18 protein-coding genes are annotated in these 18626 nt (G+C 51.3%); 9 read left to right on the top strand and 9 right to left on the bottom strand.

What is annotated here, in order from left to right; all coding sequences use genetic code 11:
- The first annotated feature begins 117 nt into the window (after positions 1 to 117).
- Complete coding sequence (gene yacL / locus FDX22_RS17425) at positions 118 to 480, top strand: protein YacL (protein WP_096758276.1); 363 nt, start codon at positions 118 to 120, stop codon at positions 478 to 480.
- A 32-nt stretch (positions 481 to 512) separates the two neighbouring features.
- Here the strand turns inward: yacL and FDX22_RS17420 are convergent, their stop codons facing one another.
- Together FDX22_RS17420 and FDX22_RS17415 are read right to left on the bottom strand one after the other, a co-directional pair.
- Positions 513 to 2564 carry a glycoside hydrolase family 36 protein gene (locus FDX22_RS17420; protein WP_186805345.1) on the bottom strand — a complete coding sequence of 684 codons (2052 nt, stop codon included), beginning with the start codon at positions 2562 to 2564 and terminating at the stop codon, positions 513 to 515.
- A gap of 18 nt (positions 2565 to 2582) precedes the next feature.
- Positions 2583 to 3986 carry a sugar porter family MFS transporter gene (locus FDX22_RS17415; protein WP_115259438.1) on the bottom strand — a complete coding sequence of 468 codons (1404 nt, stop codon included), beginning with the start codon at positions 3984 to 3986 and terminating at the stop codon, positions 2583 to 2585.
- Between the two features lie 233 nt (positions 3987 to 4219).
- On the opposite strand from FDX22_RS17415, the gene FDX22_RS17410 reads away from it, so the two are divergent.
- Complete coding sequence (locus FDX22_RS17410) at positions 4220 to 5233, top strand: LacI family DNA-binding transcriptional regulator (RefSeq protein WP_146717536.1); 1014 nt, start codon at positions 4220 to 4222, stop codon at positions 5231 to 5233.
- Here FDX22_RS17410 and FDX22_RS17405 read toward each other — a convergent pair.
- Complete coding sequence (locus tag FDX22_RS17405) at positions 5226 to 5573, bottom strand: YacC family pilotin-like protein (protein ID WP_096758273.1); 348 nt, start codon at positions 5571 to 5573, stop codon at positions 5226 to 5228. The two genes, FDX22_RS17410 and FDX22_RS17405, sit on opposite strands and share 8 nt — an antisense overlap.
- Before the next feature lie 153 nt (positions 5574 to 5726).
- Here FDX22_RS17405 and cueO point away from each other — a divergent pair, with 153 nt between their 5' ends.
- The 3 genes from cueO to hpt all read left to right on the top strand — a co-directional run bounded on the left by cueO (position 5727) and on the right by hpt (position 8771).
- Complete coding sequence (gene cueO / locus FDX22_RS17400; protein WP_117342305.1) at positions 5727 to 7337, top strand: multicopper oxidase CueO; 1611 nt, start codon at positions 5727 to 5729, stop codon at positions 7335 to 7337.
- A 125-nt stretch (positions 7338 to 7462) separates the two neighbouring features.
- On the top strand, positions 7463 to 7987 hold the full coding sequence (locus tag FDX22_RS17395) for a hypothetical protein (protein ID WP_096758271.1): 525 nt from the start codon (positions 7463 to 7465) through the stop codon (positions 7985 to 7987).
- A 247-nt stretch (positions 7988 to 8234) separates the two neighbouring features.
- Complete coding sequence (hpt, locus tag FDX22_RS17390; RefSeq protein WP_003018658.1) at positions 8235 to 8771, top strand: hypoxanthine phosphoribosyltransferase; 537 nt, start codon at positions 8235 to 8237, stop codon at positions 8769 to 8771.
- A 72-nt stretch (positions 8772 to 8843) separates the two neighbouring features.
- On the opposite strand, the gene can is transcribed toward hpt, so the two are convergent.
- Positions 8844 to 9506: a carbonate dehydratase gene (gene can, locus FDX22_RS17385; RefSeq protein ID WP_096758270.1), complete on the bottom strand. Its 663-nt coding sequence runs from the start codon at positions 9504 to 9506 to the stop codon at positions 8844 to 8846.
- A 101-nt stretch (positions 9507 to 9607) separates the two neighbouring features.
- Here can and FDX22_RS17380 point away from each other — a divergent pair, with 101 nt between their 5' ends.
- The 4 genes from FDX22_RS17380 (at position 9608) to FDX22_RS17365 (ending at position 13136) form a co-directional block, all read left to right on the top strand.
- Entirely contained in the window at positions 9608 to 10534 is a 927-nt protein-coding gene (locus FDX22_RS17380; protein ID WP_096758269.1) for an ABC transporter ATP-binding protein, read from the top strand.
- On the top strand, positions 10531 to 11301 hold the full coding sequence (locus tag FDX22_RS17375; RefSeq protein ID WP_096758268.1) for an ABC transporter permease: 771 nt from the start codon (positions 10531 to 10533) through the stop codon (positions 11299 to 11301). Before FDX22_RS17380 ends, FDX22_RS17375 begins: the two co-directional genes overlap by 4 nt.
- Before the next feature lie 103 nt (positions 11302 to 11404).
- Positions 11405 to 11845 (top strand): PTS sugar transporter subunit IIA, encoded by a 441-nt coding sequence (locus tag FDX22_RS17370; protein ID WP_115259434.1) that lies wholly within the window; start codon positions 11405 to 11407, stop codon positions 11843 to 11845.
- Positions 11846 to 11906: 61 nt separating this feature from the next.
- Entirely contained in the window at positions 11907 to 13136 is a 1230-nt protein-coding gene (locus FDX22_RS17365; protein WP_135912575.1) for a polysaccharide deacetylase family protein, read from the top strand.
- Between the two features lie 2 nt (positions 13137 to 13138).
- On the opposite strand, the gene FDX22_RS17360 is transcribed toward FDX22_RS17365, so the two are convergent.
- The 5 genes from FDX22_RS17360 to FDX22_RS17340 form a co-directional block, all read right to left on the bottom strand.
- The gene (locus tag FDX22_RS17360) at positions 13139 to 14224 is read right to left on the bottom strand and encodes a fimbrial protein (protein ID WP_137399700.1); all 1086 of its coding nucleotides are present in this window, start codon (positions 14222 to 14224) and stop codon (positions 13139 to 13141) included.
- 14 nt (positions 14225 to 14238) lie between these two features.
- Positions 14239 to 14805, bottom strand: a complete 567-nt coding sequence (locus tag FDX22_RS17355; RefSeq protein ID WP_115259431.1) for a fimbrial-like protein — start codon at positions 14803 to 14805, stop codon at positions 14239 to 14241.
- A 72-nt stretch (positions 14806 to 14877) separates the two neighbouring features.
- Positions 14878 to 15435 (bottom strand): fimbrial protein, encoded by a 558-nt coding sequence (locus tag FDX22_RS17350; protein WP_115259430.1) that lies wholly within the window; start codon positions 15433 to 15435, stop codon positions 14878 to 14880.
- Between the two features lie 22 nt (positions 15436 to 15457).
- A complete protein-coding gene (locus tag FDX22_RS17345; protein ID WP_135912573.1) occupies positions 15458 to 16039 on the bottom strand; it encodes a fimbrial protein in 582 nt (193 codons plus the stop codon).
- 22 nt (positions 16040 to 16061) lie between these two features.
- Positions 16062 to 18617 carry an outer membrane usher protein gene (locus FDX22_RS17340; RefSeq protein ID WP_115259428.1) on the bottom strand — a complete coding sequence of 852 codons (2556 nt, stop codon included), beginning with the start codon at positions 18615 to 18617 and terminating at the stop codon, positions 16062 to 16064.
- Positions 18618 to 18626 lie beyond the last annotated feature (9 nt).

The raw sequence follows: 18626 nt of genomic DNA, 5'->3' as shown, positions 1-18626 counted from the left end.
GGCATTTTTATTTCTATTCCTTATACCCGTTACGCTTTTTTTCTGCCGCGCTGCTGCGATAATTACAGCAAGGTGCAGTGCGGTATTGGCGCACTGCCGGGAGCAGAGGAACACATTATGGATTACGAATTTCTGCGCGATATTACCGGAGTGGTAAAAGTGCGAATGTCCATGGGCCACGAAGTGGTAGGGCACTGGTTTAATGAAGAAGTGAAAGAGAACCTGGCCTTACTGGATGAAGTGGAACAGGCAGCGCGTGCGGTAAAAGGCAGTGAGCGTTCCTGGCAGCGGGCAGGGCATGAGTACACGCTCTGGCTGGATGGCGAAGAAGTGATGGTGCGTGCCAATCAACTGGAGTTTACGGGCGACGAAATGGAAGAAGGGATGAACTACTACGACGAAGAGAGTTTGTCTCTGTGCGGCGTCGAAGATTTCCTTCAGGTAGTGGCGGCATACCGCGAATTTGTTCAGCAGAAATAATGACTGCCTCCCTGTCGGGAGGCGGTTTTCATTTAGTGGGCAAAAGTGAGATGAAACAATCTGGCGGTCAGTTTCTCCGGTAGTGAAATCATTAATTCATGTTTGTTGATCGTTGGCTGACAGAGCACTTTGGCGAAGTGCGGGTAAACGCAACTTGCCTGCGTGACGCCACCGAGTGGTAGCGTGATTGAACTCTGCTCACTTTCCATACGCCAGACCGCCAGCCAGGCTTCATTTTCGTTACGCAGACCAAATGCCAGCCACGGTGACGCGAAAGAGGGCATGCCAAGAGGCCAGAACGGCTCGAGGTGAGGGATCTGCTGGCGAAACGATTTATACAGTGCGATCCCTTCCTGAACCAGTTCGAAACGCTCTTCGCTCAGTTCCGCCAGATGCCCGCTTTGATGAACCCGCAGCAGCAGGCTATTCACCATGTTCATCACCACTTCTTCACGGTCGCCTTCACGTAAGGGATAAGACCAAATGGCGGCCTGTTCAGGCGTTACCGCCGAGGCCGCAGCGGCGGCAATCGAGGCCATTAAGCGATAGTCGGTCTGATCGGTAACGGATTGAATGCTGTGCTGCTGCAAAAGCGCATAGTCCATGCGCAAGCCGCCACTGCCGCAGTTTTCAATCACCAGTTGCGGGTAGCGAGCCATGATGTTTTTCAGCCAGCTAAGATAAGCCCTATTGTGCTGTAGCAATCCGTCGCCGGGGCTGTCGGCTGCGTACTCTGTCCCGATACCCGCATTAATGTTGTAATCCATTTTGATATAGCTGATGCCATATTCCTCGACCAGACGGGAAATAACCCGATCGGCATGCTCCAGCACTAAAGGATGGCGAAAATCCAGCTGATAGCGCTGATGGTCAATAACCCGTTTGCCGTGGCGCAGGAAAAAACACGCATCAGGTAAGGATTGCGCCAGCGGGCAGGCAATCCCCATAACTTCCAGTTCCAGCCACAACCCCGATTTCATGCCTTTGGCGGTAATATAATCGAGCGGTTCACGGATCCCCCCGGGAAAGCGTGTTGGTGCGGGAAGCCATTCGCCGACCCCGTCCCACCATTCACCATCAGAGTACCAGCCGCAGTCGATACAAAAGTACTCACATCCCGCATTTGCGGCGGCGTCAATGAGTGGCAGCAGCTTCGCGGTGGTTGGATCGCCGGAAAGACAGTTCATATAGTCATTGAATATCACCGGGAGCCACTGGTTATCCGCCGACGGGCGTAGTATTTTTCGTCGATAACGGGTAATTTCCCGTAGCGCTTCTTGCAACACTCCCTGAACCAGCGCAACGGCGACCGGTACGGAAGTAAAGGTTTCTCCCGGAGCGAGATTTTTCCACCAATGACTTTCATTCTCGGTGGGGCCGCTGACTTGCAAATAGAGATGGTCGCGGAAATCGCCAATTTCCCACTGCCATGAGCCGCTGTGTTCAATCTGCCATAGTAGCGTGGTGCCAGCTGCGGTATCCTCAAAAGCGGCGCAGGGCAAATAGCCAATGCTGGACCAGGTTCCGGTACTCTCAACCGAGAGACGATCGAGTGAAAAATGGTTCACTTTATCCAGTCCGAGGTCCGGCAGTGAGCGACTCTTCCACTGTGCCTCGCCGTACCAGTTATTATGCGGCAAGTGCAGAAGTGCTGTTTTTTCCCATTGCTGGCTATTGATAGCAAACAGCGTTAAGGAGCTGACATATTCCAGTCCGAGGTGCTCAGGGGAATCATTGCGTACCTCGCACCAGACTCGCACCGTACGCGTGTCGCGAAAATGCTGAAGGTGCCAGCTTACGGCTATCGCATCACCGTTAAGGCTGATTTCAAGCTTCTTTCCCCGCTCATTTTCGCTAAAACAATGGGACTGGTAGCGTAACGATGAACCCGGCTCGCTGCCGGTATGTTTGCGGGCATGGTGATCGTTTTGGTTGTAGCCGCTGGCATGTACCTGTACCAGCGGAAACTCCCCGTGCACCGCGCAATCTCTGGTTGTTGAAAACCGGCTAATATAAATTTGCTGTTTTTCATTAAGCGAAAAAGAAATATACAAATTATCTTCAGTAAATTCTATAAAACTCATGTCCGATACTCCATTTTATCATCGGCCAATGTTGCGTAATTTTTTTCCTGCCATTAGATTCTGTTCAATTTTTTCTAGTGAAATGTTTTTTGTTTCAGGAACAAAGAAATAAATAATGATAATGGCAGTAAGGTTTAATAAGGCATATAGATAGAACGTGTGGGCGCTACCTAATGTATTGAGTAGCGACAGGAAGGTTGCACTGACAATCATCCCGGCGATATGGCAGGTAAATGTGGAACAGGTAATTCCAAATTCACGCCCTTTTAATGGCTGAATTTCGGAGCATAATAACCAGATTAGCGGGCCTGCTGACATAGAAAAACCGACGATAAACAGTAGCAGCATCGCCACGGTGACGCCTTTCTCCATCACCGATAACGCATCACCACCCAGTAGTGAGCCTACCACGCTCATCGCAATGCCCATGGTGATAAAACCAACATACAGCATAGGCTTACGTCCCCAACGGTCGACAAAACCGACGGCGATAAAGGTCGCCACCGTCATCACCAGGCCAACGATTACCGTTCCCCACATTTGGTCTGCTGTAGAACTAAAGCCAATTTCGTGGAAGATACGCGGCGCGTAGTACATCATCACATTGACGCCGGAGAACTGTTGCATGACTTGCAGGACGATCCCTAATCCGACACTACGGCGAAAGTGTTTATTTTCTTTAAATAAATGCCAGCCGTGTTGTTTAACTTTAAGCTGTTCTTTAATTTCCTGCAGCTCGCTTTCAACCTCTTCGCGGCTGTTGCGCAGGCGCAGCAATACGGCTCTGGCATCCTCTTCTCTGCCATGCATCATCAGCCAGCGTGGGCTACGAGGCAGGAACAAAGCGCCAAACAGGAAAACCAGTGATGGGATAGCCACAACCAGCAGCATTCCACGCCAGTTGCCGCTGTAGCTGAAGGCGGTATTGGTCAGAAAGACGATTAAAATTCCGAGAGCAATCATTAACTGATAAGCGGAAATCATCGCACCGCGGATATTTTTTGGCGTGATTTCAGAAAGATAAAGCGGCGTTGCGTAAGAGGCGACGCCGAGGCCAACACCGAGAATTAAGCGACCGGCGATCAACATATCCGCGCTGACGGCACAGGTACAGATAATGGCACCGATACAGAATGAGCCAGCGGCAATGAGCAGGGCATATTTACGCCCTAATCGATACGCCAGAAAGCCGCTGCACAGGGTTGCAGCTGCGGCACCGACCATCATTGAGCTGACGATCCATTCTTGTTGGTTATCAAGTAGATGATATTCTTTGGCGATAAGCGGGAGTGCGCCGGAGATGACGCCAATATCCAGGCCGAATAACAAACCGGCGAGAGCCGCTAACAGACAAATCCAAATCACCTGTGGCCGTGTTTTATTGACGGATGCCGCAACAGGAAGCGGGCTATCTAATTGCATAGGGATTACCTTTGTTAGTTTTGTTTGTAGGTGTCTTAAAAAAATACTTAATCGATTTCGTATTATTTTATGCTAGATCTGAAAAATAACGATAGCAATGGCTTTTCCTACGTAATTGTGATCTCTTCAACATAATCATGTTGTGTTAAAATGATTTTTTATTGTCATCGGGAAATTAATGGTTTAGATTGCAGAAATATCCTTGTCTGAAGCAATTTAGTCCATGCGGAAAAATGAATATTAAAGAACTTGCTGAGTTTCTGAATCTTTCTACGGCGACGGTCTCGAAGGCGTTGAATAACAAAAGCGATATCAGTAACCATACGCGGAAAAAAGTGCTGGAGGCGGCGGAAAAACTGGGCTATCGGCCGAATGCTTCCGCCCGGCATCTGCGCAGCGGTAAGGTGGGGGCCGTGGCGCTGCTGCTGCCTGCCGCAGACGGCGGCAACGTTCATACCGCATCATTTTTTATGCGTATTGCCAGAGGGCTACAGTCCAGCTTGAAAGCCAGCGGTATCGATCCTGTCATCCACATCACCACAGATCGGCAGGGGGAGCAGCAACTGTTGCAAAAAATCATTGAGCAAAACCGTGCGGATGCGGTCATCCTGACGGATACGCGTATTGATGATGAGCGGATTTTATTGCTGAACGATCGACGGTTTCCTTTCGTCACGATAGGACAAAGTCGGGTGCTGAAAGGGCATTTTAACTGGGTCGATTTCCACCATGAAGAGATGGGGCGGCAGTGCGTGCGTTTTGCGCTGCGTCAGGGGGCAAAGCGTATTGCTGTTGCGACGCTAGGTGCTGACAGCATGCATGGGCTGCAGTTTCTTGACGGCTGTCTGGAGGAAATGCGTGAAAGTGGACAAACGCCGAACGACGGGCTGATTTTCTTTGGTGCCGTTGCTGAGTCATCTGGTGAGGAGGCCATGCAGAAGTTTATGCAGCAAAATGCAAAGCCTGACTTTATTATTTTTATTAACGACTTTCTGCTGATGGGCGCCTGCCATTATCTGGCTGGATTGCCTGATTGCGGTCTGGATGAAAAGTCGATGCTGTGCGCCACGGCGAGCAGCGACTTTTCGTCACGGGTGATGTCGTCCGCCTGCCTGTTTACCGTCGATCACGAAGAGGTCGGGCGACAGTTGGGCGAAGCGGTACTACGGGTGACACAGGGGGATAACGCGGTGAAGTCGGTTTTGCTGACGCTGCCGGTCAACGCCATCCGGCATCACATTATTTAACGTAGGCCAACAGGCTCAGGGAGTCACGCGCCAGCGCTTTGCACTTTTTGGCAACCGGGATCCCGATACCGCTTAAATCGCGATAGCTGTCTTCACCGAGTGATTTCATGTCGAAGGTGTCGTAATTACTGAGGTCCCACTGGTTCTGCTGGGCAAAAAAGACCAGTGCGCGACGGATCTGCCCATTGGGCAAATTCTGGTATCCACAGTCATTTTTCAGAAAGACAAACACTGCCGTTAAATCGGCCATATCTTCGGCTTCGGACTCGCTGAGCGCGTAGCTATTTGCGCATACGGCCATCAGGCTGCCGAACAAAATTGTTCTGAAAAACGTCTTCATTGCTTCTACCACTGCATCACGGAATTTAAACGTTAGCACACTGCGAGCGAAGCGACGACCTTTATTATCAGCGGTTCACTTGACCTTCCCGTAAGGGGAAGGCTTATGCTTAAAAGATAGCCTGCTTAAGCTGCTGAATATAAGGAAGTGATTATGCAACGTCGTGACTTTTTAAAGTACTCCGTGGCGCTGGGCGTCGCGTCAGCGTTACCTCTCTGGAGCCGTTCGGTTTTCGCTGCTGAGCGTCCTGCTTTACCTATCCCTGATCTGTTAACGACAGATGCTGCCGATCGTATACAGTTGATCGTTCAAGCCGGGCAGTCGACCTTTGCAGGTAAAACCGCTACCACCTGGGGATATAACGGTAATTTACTGGGACCGGCGCTGAAACTGCAGAAAGGTAAAGCGGTCACCGTTGATATCCATAATCAGCTGGCCGAAGAGACGACGCTGCACTGGCACGGCCTGGAAATTCCCGGCGACGTCGATGGCGGACCGCAAGGGGTTATTCAGGCGGGCGGGAAACGTTCTGTGACCTTCACGCCCGAACAACGGGCAGCGACCTGCTGGTTCCACCCACATCAGCACGGCAAAACCGGTCGTCAGGTGGCGATGGGGCTGGCCGGACTGGTGCTGATTGAAGATGAGGACATCCACAAACTGCTGTTGCCGAAACAGTGGGGCATTGATGATGTTCCGGTGATTATTCAGGACAAACAGTTCTCCGCAGACGGACAAATTAACTATCAGCTGGATATGATGACCGCCGCCGTCGGGTGGTTTGGCGATACGCTGCTGACTAACGGGGCGATGTATCCGCAGCATGCCGCGCCGCGCGGTTGGCTGCGTCTGCGTTTGCTGAATGGCTGTAACGCCCGCTCACTAAACGTGGCGGCCAGCGACAACCGTCCACTGTACGTCATTGCCAGCGACGGCGGACTGTTGGCAGAGCCGGTGAAAGTCTCCGAGCTGCCCATGCTGATGGGCGAACGGTTTGAAGTGCTGGTGGATATCAGCGATGGCAAAGCTTTTGATCTGGTCACGCTGCCGGTGAGTCAGATGGGGATGGCGATTGCGCCCTTTGATAAGCCGCATCCGGTGATGCGCATCCAGCCATTGCGTATCACCGCTTCCGGTACGCTGCCGGACACGTTGACCACCCTGCCAGCCTTGCCTTCACTGGAAGGACTGACGGTGCGCAGGCTGCAGCTGTCTATGGACCCGATGCTCGACATGATGGGCATGCAGATGCTGATGCAGAAATATGGCGACCAGGCCATGGCAGGCATGGGGCATGGGCAGATGATGGGGCATATGAATAATGGCGAGATGGGCCACGGTAAAATGAATCATGGCAACATGAATCACGGTAATATGAATCACGGCAATATGGGCAGCATGGACCACGGCGGGACGTTCGATTTCCATAATGCCAACCGCATTAATGGCCAGGCATTTGATATGAATAAACCGATGTTTGCCGCGACGAAAGGTCAGCACGAACGCTGGGTGATTTCCGGGCAGGGCGACATGATGCTGCATCCGTTCCATATTCACGGCACCCAATTCCGCATTCTGTCTGAGAACGGTAAAGCACCGGCCGCGCATCGTGCGGGCTGGAAGGATACTGTTCGTGTTGAAGGCGGCGTCAGCGAAGTATTAGTGAAGTTTGATCACGATGCACCGAAAGAGCATGCCTATATGGCGCACTGCCATCTGTTAGAGCATGAAGACACCGGCATGATGCTCGGCTTTACCGTGTAACAAAATGACCGGATGGCATTTTTGCCATCCGGTAAAACAGGATGTTCTTAAAATGGGCATTTACCGTTTCATTCATTAGCGCGGCGGATATACTGATATGATTAATAATAAATCATGAGGTTAGAATGGATCTTTTCCGCAAGGTACTCACCGCATCTTTTGTCATGATGGTGGCGATTTCAGCGCATGCCGAAATGAAAATGCAACGCCAGAATATCCCGCAGCTCAATTTGAGTATCGAAATTCCGCAAACGCTGACGCCAATGTCCGACGAAATGGCGAAAATTAAGTACCCTTCGGAAAATCGTCCGCAGGTTATTTATGGCGACGAGCGTGGCAAGGCCTCTTTAGGGATGACCGCCGGGCGCAGCGCGTTGCCCGCATCACAGTTGGATCAAGCGAAAGATGCGATGCTAAAAATGCTGACTAACTTCAAACCGCAGGCGGAAGCCGTGACCGTGGATGGGCATAAAGCCTGGCTAATTACCTTCCGCTCCCAGGCGCCGGATACCGAAATCCTGAATATGATGCTGGTAACGTCGGAAAAAGATAAAGCCGTGCAGGTCGCTTTTAATATGACCAAAGATTTGGTTGAACAATATCAGGATGTGGCGAAAGCATCGTTAATGTCGCTTAAATTTGATAAGTGATTGTTGTCAAAAATCTGAGAGCAATAAAATACCCGCAGTAAATAGCGGGTATTTTTATTGAGTCTTGCCCAGGGCGGCCAGGGAAGACCCATGTTCTCTGTTCTGATGTGGGGTAAAGATACCGTCATAGGACAACAGATGCCGCGAATAAAGGCTTTTACTGGTATACTTCGTACCTTGCGCTTAGATGCTGTCTTATTAAGAGTGAGCATTGAGTGATTTGTTTTTAAATCATATGGTTAGAGATATGAAACATACTGTAGAAGTCATGATCCCGGAAGCGGAGATCAAAGCGCGCATTGCTGAACTCGGGCGTCAGATTAACGAACGTTACAAGGACAGCGGCAGTGACATGGTGCTGGTTGGTCTGTTACGCGGCTCATTTATGTTTATGGCAGACCTGTGCCGTGAAGTGCATGTCTCCCACGAAGTCGACTTCATGACCGCCTCAAGCTACGGCAGCGGCATGTCGACTACCCGTGATGTTAAAATCCTCAAAGACCTGGATGAAGACATTCGTGGTAAAGATGTACTGATTGTCGAAGATATCATCGACTCCGGTAACACGCTGTCAAAAGTGCGTGAAATCCTCAGCCTGCGCGAGCCGAAATCTCTGGCTATTTGTACGCTGCTGGACAAACCCTCCCGTCGTGAAGTGAATGTTCCAGTCGAATTTATCGGCTTTTCCATTCCGGATGAGTTTGTTGTCGGTTATGGCATTGACTACGCCCAGCGTTATCGCCATCTGCCGTATGTTGGCAAAGTGGTACTGCTGGACGAGTAAAACTGCGAACGTGCCTGATGGTGAGCGTTTTGTAGGCCGGGTAAGGCGTAGCCGCCCCCCGGCAATGTTGCGTTACTTATGGTTACTGTGCTTTTGGCTGAGGTTCGACAGCCCCTGTCGGTAGCGCTGTTCCAGGGATTCACGGCTGGTGGCGGTCACGTCCAGATCGCGAAGTAGGCCATCATGAATACCGTAGGCCCATCCGTGAATAGTGACCTTCTGACCACGCTTCCAGGCTGAACGCATGATGGTGGAGTGGCCCAGGTTGTAGACCTGCTCCATGACATTCAGCTCGCACAGTGTATCAATACGACGCTCCGGCGGCATTTCCCCGAGCAGCGAGCTGTGTTTAAACCAGATATCGCGGATATGCAGCAACCAGTTATCAATCAGTCCCAATTCTGTGTTTTCAATGGCGGCCTGTACGCCACCGCAACCGTAGTGCCCACAAATAATAATGTGTTCCACTTCCAGCACATCAACCGCATACTGAACCACTGAGAGGCAGTTCAGATCGGTATGAATTACCAGATTGGCGACATTACGGTGAACAAATAATTCGCCCGGTTCAAGACCGGTTAAACGTTCCGCGGGAACGCGGCTATCGGAGCATCCAATCCATAGAAAGCGCGGATTCTGCGCATGCGTCAGCGTTTCAAAAAATCCGGGGTCCTCTTCTATCAGCATCTTTGACCATAGTGCATTGTTGCTGATAAGTGTATCTATGTCTTTCATGGAGGCTGTAACCCAGTAAATTGCGTTGCGCTAATATAGGGTAACTCCTGATTTATTAAAACCAAATATCAAGTATTAGAATGTAAGGTAAGTAAAAAACCATGACCATTGCTCTGGAACTTCAACAACTTAAAAAGACTTATCCCGGTGGCGTTCAGGCGCTACGCGGCATAGATTTGCAAGTCGAAGCGGGTGATTTTTATGCGCTTTTAGGTCCTAACGGCGCAGGAAAGTCCACCACCATCGGGATTATCAGCTCGCTGGTGAACAAATCCTCAGGGCGGGTGAGCGTCTTTGGCTACGATCTTGAAAAAGATACGGTTAACGCTAAACGCCAGCTTGGGCTCGTGCCGCAGGAGTTTAACTTTAACCCGTTTGAAACCGTGCAGCAGATCGTGGTAAACCAGGCGGGCTATTACGGCGTTGAGTATAAAGAGGCGGTAAAACGCAGCGAAATTTATCTAAAACAGCTCGATCTGTGGGAAAAACGTAACGAACGGGCGCGTATGTTGTCCGGCGGTATGAAGCGACGTTTGATGATCGCCCGTGCCTTGATGCATGAGCCGAAGCTACTGATCCTCGATGAACCGACGGCGGGCGTTGATATCGAACTGCGTCGTTCAATGTGGGGATTTTTAAAAGATTTAAACGACAAAGGCACGACGATTATTCTGACCACCCACTACCTCGAAGAGGCGGAAATGCTGTGCCGTAATATCGGTATTATTCAGCATGGTGAGCTGGTGGAGAATACGTCGATGAAAAACCTGCTTTCCAAACTGAAATCCGAGACCTTTATTCTCGATTTAGCAGCGAAAAGCCCGTTGCCCAAACTGGAGGGCTATCAATACCGTCTGGTTGATACTTCCACGCTGGAAGTCGAAGTGCTGAGAGAGCAGGGGGTAAACAGCGTGTTTTCCCAGCTGAGCGCCCAGGGCGTTCAGGTATTGAGTATGCGTAACAAGGCGAACCGACTGGAGGAGCTGTTTGTTTCTCTGGTGCATGACAAACAAGGAGATCGCACATGATGCAGCTTTACTGGGTCGCACTGAAAAGCATCTGGGCGAAAGAGATCCACCGTTTTATGCGGATCTGGATCCAGACGCTGGTCCCACCGGTCATTACCATGACGCTGTATTTTATTATCTTCGGTAATTTGATTGGCTCACGCATCGGCGAAATGCACGGCTTTAGCTATATGCAGTTCATCGTACCGGGGCTGATTATGATGGCGGTCATTACCAATTCGTACGCCAACGTCGCGTCGTCATTTTTCAGCGCCAAGTTTCAACGCAACATTGAAGAACTGCTGGTCGCGCCGGTACCGACGCACGTCATTATTACCGGTTTTGTCGGTGGTGGCGTGGCGCGCGGGCTGTGCGTAGGTATTCTGGTGACCGCTATCTCCCTGTTCTTTGTGCCGTTTCAGGTACATTCGTGGGTCTTTGTGGCGCTTACGCTCGTCCTGACGGCGGTCCTGTTCTCGCTGGCCGGATTGCTGAATGCGGTTTTTGCCAAAACCTTTGACGATATCAGTCTGATCCCGACCTTTGTGCTGACACCGCTGACCTACCTGGGCGGCGTGTTCTACTCGCTAACGCTGCTGCCGCCGTTCTGGCAGGGACTGTCGCACCTGAACCCGATTGTCTACATGATCAGTGGTTTCCGCTACGGTTTCCTCGGCATTCATGATGTACCGCTGGTCACGACCTTTGGCGTGCTGGTGGTGTTTATTGCCGCCTTTTATTTACTCTGCTGGTATCTGATTCAACGCGGACGTGGGTTACGTAGCTGATTCTTTCTTCCTCTCCCGGACCGGGAGAGGAAGACTTTTGATGTTTATCACCGTTATGTATTTATCACCCTGATAAACTACTTGTCTGCTAAGGAGGTAGGCAATGTTAGGTTGGGTGATTACCTGTCATGACGATACGGCACAGGATATGCTGCATCGTCTGGAAAAAAAGTTCGGCTCGCAGGCGCAATGCCGGGCGGTAGGGTTTTGGCGTGGACTGAGTTCAAATATGTTAAGTCGGATGATGTGCGATGCCCTGCATGACACCGATTCTGGCGAGGGTGTGATATTCCTGACGGATATTCCAGGTGCTGCGCCTTATCGCGCGGCGGCATTGATGAGCCATAAACATTCCCAGTGTGAAGTGATCTCAGGCGTGACGTATCCATTGCTTGAGCGAATGCTTTTGTCGAGAGAATCGATGAGCAGCGCGGCGTTTCGCAATCAAATTGTTTCCCTCGGCGGTCCTGATGTCACCAGCCTGTGGCATCAGCAACAGAAAAATCCCCCCTTTGTGTTGAAGCATGATTTGTATGAGTATTAAGCATTGGTATTGATGATGCTTTTGCTACAATAACCGAGGTTTTTCGCCTCGGTTATTCCATATGGTTATGCGTGCTCTGCTTATTCTGATGTTCCTGTTTTCTGGTTTTGCGGTTGCGGCGTTGCCTGCGCGCTATATGCAAACCACTGAAGATGCTGCTGTCTGGGCACAGGTTGGCAATAAAATGGTGACGGTAGGGAATATTCGTGCGGGCCAGATCCTCTCGGTCATTCCCGGTGGCGAAGACTATTACGCGTTTACCTTTGGCTTCGGTAAGGGATTTATCGATAAAGGCCATCTGGAGCGCGTTCAGGGGCGACAGAAGGTCGAAGATGGACTGGGCGATCTCAATAAGCCCCTGAGCAATCAGAATCTGATCACCTGGAAAGATACGCCGGTTTATAACGCCCCCGACGCCGGGAGTGCGCCGTTTGGCGTGCTGGCGGACAATCTGCGCTATCCCATAATAAACAAGCTGAAAGACAGGCTGAACCAGACGTGGTTTCAAATCCGTATTGGCGACCGGCTGGCTTATATCAGCGCCTTAGATGCTCAGACCGATAATGGGATCCCGGTGCTGACTTACCATCACATTCTGCGTGATGAAGAGAACACCCGTTTTCGCCATACCTCGACGACCACTTCCGTACGTGCTTTCAGCAACCAGATGACCTGGCTGCGTGATATGGGCTACACCACGCTGACGATGTACCAGTTAGAAGACTACGTGCGTAACCGCGCTAATCTGCCCGCGCGCGCGGTGGTGGTAACCTTTGACGATGGCCTGAAGTCGGTTAGCCGCTATGCGTATCCGGTGTTGAAACAATACGGCATGAAAGCAACGGCGTTTATTATATCATCGCGTATTAAGCGGCATCCGCAAAAGTGGGATCCAAAATCGCTGCAGTTTATGAGCGTCTCTGAATTGAATGGCATCAGGGATGTGTTTGACTTTCAGTCACATACCCATTTTTTACATCGGGTAGATGGTTACCGTCGGCCGATCCTGCTGAGTCGTAGCCACCATAATATCCTGTTTGATTTTGCCCGTTCGCGGCGCGCGCTGGCGCAGTTTAATCCGCATGTGCTGTACCTCTCATACCCCTTTGGCAGTTATAACGCTACGGCGGTGACAGCGGCAGGAGAGGCGGGGTTTCACTTAGCGGTGACGACGGTGAAAGGGAAGGTGAAACCGGGGGATAATCCGTTCTTATTGAAAAGGCTTTATATTTTAAGAACGGATTCGCTAGAGACGATGTCGCGGCTGATCAGTAACCAGCCGCAGGGGTAAAATCAAAAGTAGTCGATGGTGAAGGTGCCAATGGCCTTAAATTCACCGGCGGTCACTGTACTACCATCATCGAGCTCGTAAATACGTGCATAAAAAGGCAGGTCGAGGGAGAGGCTATTCGCGACGCTCGTCATTGGACTCCAGATTTCAGCTCCGGGTTTAAAGCCTCCGTCTCCCTCGCGAGTTATCACATTGGTTTGCACGTAAACGCCAATCCCTTTCGCCGCATTGCTGCCACTCAGCGTGTTTTTGAGGAGCATATAACCAGTGCCATTGGTGGTGCTGGCCGTTGAAGTCAGTTTAAAACGCATCCACACGGTGTTGGTACAGTACTTCATCTGCAACGTAAAATTCTGATATGGCCAGTAGCCATCTCTGAGCGATGACATCATGATCTCGCCAAAATCAACGTTATTGGTGCCGTTATTGGCCGATACCGCGGTGCAGGTTGCTGCGTAAACCGGCACGCTAAAGCTGGTCGGCGTAACGTTGATGGTCCACGGGTTGTTATCATCAGAATCTGCGGTACCGATGCGGATTTGTCCCAGCGTGCGTGAATCTTTTGGTGTAATCGCGCTGACGTTGTTAACATTTCCAGCAAACCCGCTACCCTGATATAGCGTTACGGTAGCTTTCATTTGCTTGCTGTCCCAGTAGTCTATGCTACCGCTGTCGACCATGACCCACGAGCCTCCACTAGACGACGGAAAATAACCGCCGCCTCCGCCGGTGCTATACATTTTTACCGCATAGTAAATACCGTCGACATTGGTAGGATAAAGCGCTCTGCCATCGGTCATATTGACCCTCGAGGCTTCGGTGGTATTCATATAAAATGCCACGCCGTCCTTTCCGTTATTGCAATAGGTCCAGAGATCACGGTCAAGCGAGGGATCAAAATAGGTGAGTTCATAGATGGAGCCTGAGACGTCGTCGCTCACATAGTGAAATGAAATCGGGTTTGTCCCTCCGCCATTCAGCGCCATAGTGCCACTTTTGCCACTCTGTGAGAGGCGGCATTCTGTGCTTGCGCTGGCATTAAAACTCAGGGCCAATAGCGCTACCGGGAGTAGTAGATATTTAATCATGTCATCTTCCTTGATTATTGATAAATAGCATCAACCAGCACATGGCTGGTGATCTTTCCGGCGCTCACGATGCCGGTATTCTGGTAGCGGGCGTAAAAGTCGTAACGGGTCAGATAGTTGGCTGATGTTGAAACATCAATGGCGACGGATGAACTGCCGTCGCTATTGACGACGTTACGGTTATCGCTGCTGGAGAAAATCACGATGCCGACGTTTTCCGCCCCGCCAGTGGCCGCGGGTGTGTCGTTGATAAATACCTGCTGGCTCTCGGCAGGCCAGGTGCCGTTTTGCGGCTGAAAGCGGAACACCATTGCGTTAACCGTTGCCGTATCATTAGTGCAGCTTTCAACGTTGACACTAAACTGCGTGCCGCTGTCGGCATCGCCCGGCTGCAGACGTGTTGTGCCGTCGCCGTTGTAAAACCAACCCCGTGAAACGATCGGTAAATGAACCAATCCGTTATCTGAGAGGGAGATCTGGCAAGTGTTCTCCACGACGTTAGCCGTGAGAGTGACGTCCAGACCTCCCGCGTCCTCATCCGCAAAGCAGGGGGCAGTGTAGAGTCCGCCAGTCACTCCCATTATCAGTAGTGCTCTCCCTAGTGAAGAGAGTATTTGGATGTTGAATGGCATGACGGCTCTACTCCTCTAGGTTTACTGATAGGTGACAACAAACGTGACCGGCGCGCTGACGCTGCCTGCCGTGACGTTGGAAATCGTTCTATCCTTGGCGATAACAATACGGGAGGCAAAAGCAACATCGAGCGTACTGCCGCTCATGGTGAGCGTTTGCGCGGGCTTGGTATTGCAGCTTAGCAGCGTTCCTGTTCCGGCTACGCCTTGCCAGACTTCAAAACCGGTGGCGTTACCAGCAGAGAATGAATCTCCGTTAGTGCTTGGCCCTGAACACCCGCCCCCGGTACCGGAGACGACCTGATAGCTGGCGGTTTTGACGCCCGCGCAGTCGGTAAAGGCCACTTTGAACGGCTCGCTGCGGCTTTGATTGACCAGATCTGACTTAAAGACCTCGCCGAAATCCAATGTACTGATAGCCTGACCACCGGTGTTCTGAATTTGTGCCGTACAGGTGCCTGCCGAGACGGTCGTGGTAAAGGTTGCCGAAACGCTGGCGGTACCGGTTATTGCGGCAAAAGAGTGAGCAGAAAAAAGCACTGCACCGGCAACGCCGCCCAGAAATGATAATTTTTTCATCAAGAGATCCCTTTTCTGATGATTATTCGTAGGTGAAGTTGAAGGTCGCCACGGCGCTAAAGTCACCTGTGGTGCCTTTGCCTTTGCTGGTTTCCGCTAATGCGGCGACTAACGACACTTCTTTAGCGCTGATTTCCGCGCTGCTCCAGACTATCCGGCCCGTATCAGTAGTGGCGTTAATGATGAAAGGCGCATCGGTTGCGGAACCCCTGGCGATAGTAAGACCGAGGTAGCTTGCGGCATCAGCCGTTCCTGCTCCGTTAACAATGATGTAGTCGGAATAGCCAGACTTGGTGCCCGTTATGGTGGTTTTTAGCCCTTGTAAGCTGTCCGGGCATTCGTTGATTTTCAGCTTAAAAGTTGCCTGTGCTGCACTGTCGCCGTTGACGATTTTATCGAGGCTGACGGTTCCTCCCGAGCCAATGGGAATGGTGTTGTCTAGACCAGTACCACTGCCGCCTTCGATAGCCATATCACAGGTGGTTTCGCGTAGCGTTGCGGTAAAGGTGACATCCAGTGATGTCGCCTGGGTTGGGTATGCGGTTGCGAACAGCAGTCCGCTACAGCCCAGTAGGTAGAGTTTTTTCAGTCTCATTATCTTCATAATCCCTGTAAAAATAATGCCATTACATCTGGCAACGTTGGTTACTCAGTAGACGGGTAAGGCCAACTTTCTGTTCAGCTTTCTCGCTATCGAGCTGATAGTTGACGGTGCAGCGTCCGTCGCTGCCGCTGCCCCAGATGACAAGTAGTTTGCCGCTGTCAACGACACCGCGAACGTACGCCATACCGGCCTGCCCGACGGTCCCGATAGATTCACCTTTTTCGTTTTGCACATCCGCGCCGAGCGGGATAAAGCCGTTATCGGTACGTTGCAACTCCAGCAGCAGTGAACGTCCTTCATCGGTTTCGAAATCCACCCGTACCACGGCGCCGCTGCGCGGAATCACCACGGAGCTGGTGTTTTTCACCTCGACGTCGTGTTCCATTTTGTCGATATTGATGCCTACATTATTTTCCCGGTAAGCGGACAGATAAGGCTGGATGGCATAGCCAAAGCGGTTAATTTCGCCGTCGCCATTGGTTAAGCGCGCGCCTTTGGCACCCGAAGCGTGAACCAGTGCCAGCGTGTCGGTATCGCCGATGCTGTTCGGCGCCAGCGTCAGGCCGCCGGAGTGCAGCAACATGCCGCCGCTGTAACTTAATGAATATTGACGGCTGTTATCGTCGGATGCGGAAGCCGACACGCTGAGTGGCCCCAGTGAGCTGTTGTAGCTACCGTAGCCGCCAACCTGGTTAATTGAGCCGCTGTCACTACGGCTGGCGCTGGTGTTAACGCTATAGTTAAAGCGATAGTCGTCAGTGTTACCGTTGGCGCTGGTGGCGAAGTTATTGTTCGACTTCAGATCACTGTTGACGCTCATGTTGACGGTGGAAAAACCGAGCGGCCTTTTGTTACGACCGAACAGGTTTTCCAGCGGAATACTCAGACTTAAGTAAACGCTGTCGTCTTTATCACCGTATTCGTTATAGGTGCGCTGAACGGAAAGGCTGTAGCTGGCCCACGAGAAGGAATCGCTGTAGCCGATGCTGTATTGCGAGGTCGATGACGACTTGTTCCAGTAGTCCTCCCAACTCCCGTTCACATACAGGTTCCCGCTGCTGGAATCCCACAGAGAGACCGGCTGGCTGATATTGATTTGGAACTGGTTTTTCATGCGTTGGAAATTGCTGAACTCATTGTTTGCATCCGATCCGTTGTGCTTCACGTTATCGTTTAGCGTGGCGGCATCGCGCAGCGACATGTAGTTTTCAGTCGAGAAACGGTAGGCGGCAATGTTGAAAGACGTTTGCGAATCTTCAATCAGCTTACTCCAGGTGATGCGATAGCTCTGCCCGGTGAGGGTGTCCAGATCGTCGACCGATGTATTTGAGTGCGTAACGTCAAAAGCGAAGGCACCCACTGGCGTATTGGTGGCGATACCCAGCAAGCCAGCGTAATAGCCGACGTCCATGTACTGAGCACCGGTGTAAACAGTGAAGGTATTATTCAGGCCGTAGTAGCCGCTGGCGTAGCCCAGTCGAGGCTTCTCTTTTAAGCCATTGTCGTGCAGTTCGCCTGCGCCAACGTCCCAGCGACCATAGCCAGGACGCAGCATCTGTGTGACGGAGGAGTAGGGCACCGAGAAGGTGCGCACGCTGCCGTCGGCTTCTTCAATAGAAACATCCAGATTGCTGCCATAGCCGGTGGTGCTGAGATCGTTGATAGCGAAGGGGCCGGGCGGCACCGTGGTTTCATAAATTTTACTGCCGCTTTGCTTAATCGTGACCTTGGCGTTGCTTTTTGCCACGCCGCGAATTTCCGGGGCGAAGGTTGACGCCCCGCCGGGGAGCATACGGTCATCGTTATAAAAACGAACGCCGCGCAGGCTGAAGGAATCAAAGGCATCACCGCGGGTAAAGGAGTCGCCAACCAGAAACTGCGAGCGCAATGCCGTGATATCACGCTGTAGATAAATATCCTGGCTAGAGTATTCGCTGCCGTTGTCTTTGTCCCAGTTCGCGTTACCTCTGGCACGCAGATGCCATGCGCCAAAATTGGCACCGTATTTTAATCCGGCATAGGCCGAGTCAGAGCTGCTACCGCTGTTTTCCGAATGCCAGCTGTTGAGATCATAAGAAAACATTGCCACCGGAATACCATCCTGCCATAACGAAGGATCGACGTATCCGTTAGGGTTTTTGAGGACGTAAATCTGCGGCATGGAGAGTGACAGTTCCTGAGTGCCGATATCATAATTCCATGAGGACTGCGGGAACTGTTTGGCAAGATCGACACATTCAGCAGACTCGAGATCCATCCCTGCTGTTTTGACGCCAATTTGCGTCAATAACTTGCTAGTGAAGCAGGGCGTAGCGCGTGGCGTGCCATTATCGTTGAAGGTAAAATCGCCCAGCAATTTACGCTGACCATTCAGCAGGATCTGCGTTTTATAGGTACCCGGTGGGACTGGGTTGCCTTTTGAATAACGACTTACGTCGATGTTTGAGCCAGTATTGAAGAGAAATTGATCGTTAAATTCAACATCATCCGCTAAAACTGGAGATGCTTCTTCTGCCATTACTGGAGACTGGAGTGCAATATAAATAGCTGTACACAATAATGATCGACGAAAAAGCATAGTTCCCTT

This window comes from Citrobacter sp. TBCS-14, from assembly GCF_005280805.1.
GTDB lineage: Bacteria > Pseudomonadota > Gammaproteobacteria > Enterobacterales > Enterobacteriaceae > Citrobacter > Citrobacter gillenii.
The sequence above is the reverse complement of the archived record's forward strand: the minus strand, read 5'-3'. Positions and strand labels throughout refer to the sequence as shown.

Bases quoted from the DNA above. Each gene is read 5' to 3' on its own strand.
- yacL (WP_096758276.1), top strand. From the start codon at position 118: ATGGATTACGAATTTCTGCGCGATATTACCGGAGTGGTAAAAGTGCGA.
- FDX22_RS17420 (WP_186805345.1), bottom strand. From the start codon at position 2,564: ATGAGTTTTATAGAATTTACTGAAGATAATTTGTATATTTCTTTTTCG.
- FDX22_RS17415 (WP_115259438.1), bottom strand. From the start codon at position 3,986: ATGCAATTAGATAGCCCGCTTCCTGTTGCGGCATCCGTCAATAAAACA.
- FDX22_RS17410 (WP_146717536.1), top strand. From the start codon at position 4,220: ATGAATATTAAAGAACTTGCTGAGTTTCTGAATCTTTCTACGGCGACG.
- FDX22_RS17405 (WP_096758273.1), bottom strand. From the start codon at position 5,573: ATGAAGACGTTTTTCAGAACAATTTTGTTCGGCAGCCTGATGGCCGTA.
- cueO (WP_117342305.1), top strand. From the start codon at position 5,727: ATGCAACGTCGTGACTTTTTAAAGTACTCCGTGGCGCTGGGCGTCGCG.
- FDX22_RS17395 (WP_096758271.1), top strand. From the start codon at position 7,463: ATGGATCTTTTCCGCAAGGTACTCACCGCATCTTTTGTCATGATGGTG.
- hpt (WP_003018658.1), top strand. From the start codon at position 8,235: ATGAAACATACTGTAGAAGTCATGATCCCGGAAGCGGAGATCAAAGCG.
- can (WP_096758270.1), bottom strand. From the start codon at position 9,506: ATGAAAGACATAGATACACTTATCAGCAACAATGCACTATGGTCAAAG.
- FDX22_RS17380 (WP_096758269.1), top strand. From the start codon at position 9,608: ATGACCATTGCTCTGGAACTTCAACAACTTAAAAAGACTTATCCCGGT.
- FDX22_RS17375 (WP_096758268.1), top strand. From the start codon at position 10,531: ATGATGCAGCTTTACTGGGTCGCACTGAAAAGCATCTGGGCGAAAGAG.
- FDX22_RS17370 (WP_115259434.1), top strand. From the start codon at position 11,405: ATGTTAGGTTGGGTGATTACCTGTCATGACGATACGGCACAGGATATG.
- FDX22_RS17365 (WP_135912575.1), top strand. From the start codon at position 11,907: ATGGTTATGCGTGCTCTGCTTATTCTGATGTTCCTGTTTTCTGGTTTT.
- FDX22_RS17360 (WP_137399700.1), bottom strand. From the start codon at position 14,224: ATGATTAAATATCTACTACTCCCGGTAGCGCTATTGGCCCTGAGTTTT.
- FDX22_RS17355 (WP_115259431.1), bottom strand. From the start codon at position 14,805: ATGGGAGTGACTGGCGGACTCTACACTGCCCCCTGCTTTGCGGATGAG.
- FDX22_RS17350 (WP_115259430.1), bottom strand. From the start codon at position 15,435: ATGAAAAAATTATCATTTCTGGGCGGCGTTGCCGGTGCAGTGCTTTTT.
- FDX22_RS17345 (WP_135912573.1), bottom strand. From the start codon at position 16,039: ATGAAGATAATGAGACTGAAAAAACTCTACCTACTGGGCTGTAGCGGA.
- FDX22_RS17340 (WP_115259428.1), bottom strand. From the start codon at position 18,617: ATGCTTTTTCGTCGATCATTATTGTGTACAGCTATTTATATTGCACTC.